General features: G+C 76.2%; 4 protein-coding genes. 1 reads left to right on the forward strand and 3 read right to left on the reverse strand.

From position 1 onward, the window contains the following. Both ACFV4N_RS41135 and ACFV4N_RS41140 read right to left on the reverse strand, forming a co-directional pair. Positions 1–1,054 (reverse strand): xanthine dehydrogenase family protein molybdopterin-binding subunit (locus tag ACFV4N_RS41135; protein ID WP_499678112.1); only part of this gene is annotated, 1,054 nt, incomplete at its 3' end. Positions 1,055–1,347: 293 nt separating this feature from the next. Continuing rightward, positions 1,348–2,526 carry an MFS transporter gene (locus tag ACFV4N_RS41140; RefSeq protein ID WP_499678113.1) on the reverse strand — a complete coding sequence of 393 codons (1,179 nt, stop codon included), beginning with the start codon at positions 2,524–2,526 and terminating at the stop codon, positions 1,348–1,350. A gap of 68 nt (positions 2,527–2,594) precedes the next feature. On the opposite strand from ACFV4N_RS41140, the gene ACFV4N_RS41145 reads away from it, so the two are divergent. Continuing rightward, positions 2,595–3,086, forward strand: coding sequence for a helix-turn-helix domain-containing protein (locus tag ACFV4N_RS41145; protein ID WP_499678114.1), 492 nt, complete (start codon positions 2,595–2,597; stop codon positions 3,084–3,086). Positions 3,087–3,094: 8 nt separating this feature from the next. Here ACFV4N_RS41145 and ACFV4N_RS41150 read toward each other — a convergent pair. Then, positions 3,095–3,786, reverse strand: a 692-nt coding sequence (locus ACFV4N_RS41150) for a cytochrome P450 (RefSeq protein WP_499678115.1), incomplete at its 5' end; no start/stop codon positions are given.

The raw sequence follows: 3,786 nt of genomic DNA on the forward strand, positions 1-3,786 counted from the left end.
CGGTCATCGTGGCCGCGGTGGTCCAGCACGGTGACAGGCCGGCCGAGCCCAGCACGCCGCCGAGCACGCCGTGCAGGGTGCCGCGCAGCCCGGTGATCGTGCCGTCCGCCCGCGCGGCCAGCTCGACCTCGATGCGCTGCTCGCGGGAGTGCGCGCTGGCCACGAAGCTCTCCCGGCGGTCCTCGACGAGCTTGACGGGCCTGCCGGTGAGGCGGGACAGGACGGCGGCGACGACCTCCTCGCCGTAGAAGTCGAACTTGGCGCCGAACCCGCCCCCGACGTCGGGTGTCCGCACCCGGATCCGGCCCACGGGCAGGCCCAGCACCTCGCCCATCAGCTCGCGGACCAGTTCGGGCGCCTGGGTGGACAGCCACAGGTCCAGCCGCGAGGTGAACGGGTCCCAGGTGGCCACCACGCCCCGCGTCTCCAGGGGCGCGGCCGTCTGCCGGGAGAACCGGAACGACTCGCGCAGCACCACGTCCGCCCGCGCGAACGCCGCCTCGACGTCGCCCTTCTCCACCACGGCCCGCGCGCCCACGTTGTCCGGCAGGTCCTCGTGGAGCCGGGGCGCGCCCGGCGCCAGGGCCTGCTCCAGCGTCGTGACGGCGGGCAGCGGCTCGTACTCGACCTCGATCAGCTCGACCGCGTCCTCGGCGGTCGCGCGGTCGACGGCCGCGACGGCGGCCACGCCCTGCCCCGGGTAGCGCACCACGTCGACCGCGAGCGGGTGGCCGACGGGCAGCGGCGCGCTCGGGTCGGGGTTCCAGACGACGGGTTGCGGCGCGACCACCGCGGCCTTCACGTCCGCCCCGGTGACCACCGCGAACACGCCGGGGTGGGCGGCCGCGGCGGTGGTGTCGACGCGGACGACGCGGGCGTGCGGGAGGGTGCTGCGCAGCAGGGCGGCTTCGAGCATCCCCGGCACGCGCACGTCGTCGAGGAACGTGGCGCGGCCGGTGAGCAGCCGCGGGTCCTCCGTGCGGGCCACCCGCGCGCCGATCAGCCCTTCGCCCACGCCGCCCTCCCAGCCGAGGTCCGGCCGCCACTGTCCCACCGGAGCGGGGTCGGGGGGAATCGCGCAACAGGGTGCCGCGGGCGGGCGACGACCCGGGTCGGAGGAACCGGTCGGGCAGCGCCGGGGAGCCGGGCCGTCCCCGTTCGGGCTGCTCGGGGCCGCGCGACGCCACGAGGGTCCCGACAACCCGATCCGGGCGCCGCACGCGAAGGTGTCCCGGTCGCGGCGGGCGCGCGGGAGCCGGTCGAGCCGCGCTCACCCGGCTGCCTGCCGCGCGCGGCGCCGGTGGCGGGGCGCTCCCCCGCCACCGGCCGAGCGCGGTGGCGCGGAGGTCACCTCGCCGCCGCCGCGGGCACCGCGGCCAGCAGCGCCACCCCGCACGCCACGAACGCGGCCACGCGCACCGACGTCAGCTCGGCCAGCGCCGGACCCGCCAGCGAGCCCGCGAGCGTGGCCACCGCCTCGCCGGTGAACAGCGCGGCGCCGATCCGGCCGAGGAGCCCGGCGGGCGTCACCCGCTGCACCGCGGTCTGCGAGACCACCAGGACGGTCGAGCCGGCCCACCCCACGAGCACCGCCGCCGGCGCCGCCGCGACCCACGACGCCGAGGTGAACAGCAGCGCGAACCCCGACGCGGTCAGCGCCAGCGCGACGACGAGCAGCGGCCCGGTGCGCACCCGGCCCACCAGGCGCCGGGTCGACGGGACGCCCAGCAGGAACCCCACGCCCAGCCCGGCCATCACCACGCCGATCGGTCCGGGGCCGCCGAGTTCGGCCATCCCGAACGGGACCAGCAGCACGCTGAGCGAGGCGTTGGCCGCCAGGAAGACCGAGGTCGCGGCGAGCAGCGCCAGCGCCGTGCGCTCCGAGCGCAGGAACCGCACCCCCTCGGCCAGTTCCCCGAGCACCCCGCGCACCCCGGCCCGGTCCCCCCGCCCGACCGCGGCCGACGTCCGGGCGACCAGGCCCGCCGAGACCAGGTAGCTCACCGCGTCCACCACCACCAGCGCCGGGAACCCCACCACGACCACCAGCGCACCGCCCAGGGGCGCGCCGACGAGCCGGGCGGCGCCGTCGGCGAACGAGTTCAGCGCGTTGGCCTCGCCCAGCGGCGGGCCGGTGCCGACGACCACCGGCGTGTGCGCCTGCGCGGCGGGCCGGAACAGCACCGTGCCCGTGCTCTCCACCAGCAGCGCCACGTACACCAGCCACAGGTCGCCGGGGTCGCGCACCAGCAGCAGCACGGCCACGGCCGCGGCGCGCAGCAGGTCGGCGGCGACCATCGCCCGCCGCCGGTCCCACCGGTCCACCAGCACCCCCGCGACGGGTCCCAGCAGCACCGGCGGCAGGAACTCCGCCGCCAGCGCCGCGCCGGTCAGCAGGACCGAACCGCCCGAGAGCACGTAGACGTGCACGGGCACCGCCAGCACGAGCAGCCACGACCCCAGCGCGCTGACCAGCCGCGCCGTCCACAGCAGCCGGAAATCCCGGACCCGCAACACCGCAGGCATGGAGCCACCCCCTGAGAACTATCCTCACAAGATAGCCAGAAAGGGAAGTGTTCTGACAAGATAAAAACGTGGGACACGAACTAGGGCAACACCTGCGCGCCCTGCGCGCCGCCGGCGGCCGCACCGTCGCCTCCGTCGCCACCGACGCGGGCCTGTCGGTGCCCTACGTCGCCAACCTGGAGAACGGCCGGGGCAACCCCACCGTCGACGCCCTCACCAGGCTCGCCGAAGCCCTCGGCGCCACCCTGACCATCACCTTCGCCGACCGCGCCGACGAACCCGCCGACGAAGCCCCCGACCTGCCACCCGCCCTGCTCCGACTGAGCCGCACCGACGCCTTCCGCCACGACGTCGCCACCCTGGCCCACGCCACCGACCAGGACCCCACCACCCTGACCGGCCCGCTGCTCGACGTCCTCGCCCGCCTCGGCGCGATCACCGGCCGCGACCCCGCCGAAACCGACTGGCACCGCCTGCTCGACGCCCTGCTGCTGATCACCCTCCACCCGCGGGGACCACGCCGCGGCCGCACCAGGACACCCCGGGACCGCACCGACTGACCCCGCGATCAGCCACCCAGGACCGCCGACAGCCGCGCGTACCCCCGCAACACGCGCGTCGACCGGTGCACCGCCCCGGGCAACAACCGCAACCGGGGGAAGCGCTCGAACAACACCCGCAACCCCACCTCGCCCTCCATCCGGGCCAACGCCGCACCCAGGCAGTGGTGGCGACCCGCGGAGAACGCGACGTGCTCACGCGCGTTGACCCGGCACACGTCGAAACGCCCCGGCTCCCCGAACACCAGCGGATCGCGGTTGGCGCCCGCCAGCACCACCGTCACCACCGCCCCCGCCGCCACCGGCACCCCCGCCACCTCGGTGTCGCGCACGCACGTCCGCCCCGTCAGCAACACCGGCGGATCGACCCGCAACACCTCCTCCACCGCGGTGGCCCACCGCTCCGGCTCACGCCGCAACACCGCCAACTGCCCCGGGTCGCCGCACAACAACGCGACACCGTTGCCCAACAGGTTCACGGTCGTCTCGAAACCCGCCGCGAGCACCAACCCCGCCGTGGCCCGCAGCTCCACCTCCGTGAGACCCACCCCGTCCTCGCGCTCGGCGACGAGCCGGCTCAACAAATCGTCACCCGGCCGGACCCGCAACCGCCCCAGGTGCCCGGCCAACCACGCGTCGAACGCCACCAGCGCCGCGTCCACCCGCCGGAACCGCCGCCACGTCAACCCCATGTCCAGGC

Source organism: Actinosynnema sp. NPDC059797, from assembly GCF_042732085.1.
Taxonomy (GTDB): Bacteria; Actinomycetota; Actinomycetes; order Mycobacteriales; family Pseudonocardiaceae; genus Actinosynnema.

Bases quoted from the DNA above. Each gene is read 5' to 3' on its own strand.
- ACFV4N_RS41140 (WP_499678113.1), bottom strand. From the start codon at position 2,526: ATGCCTGCGGTGTTGCGGGTCCGGGATTTCCGGCTGCTGTGGACGGCG.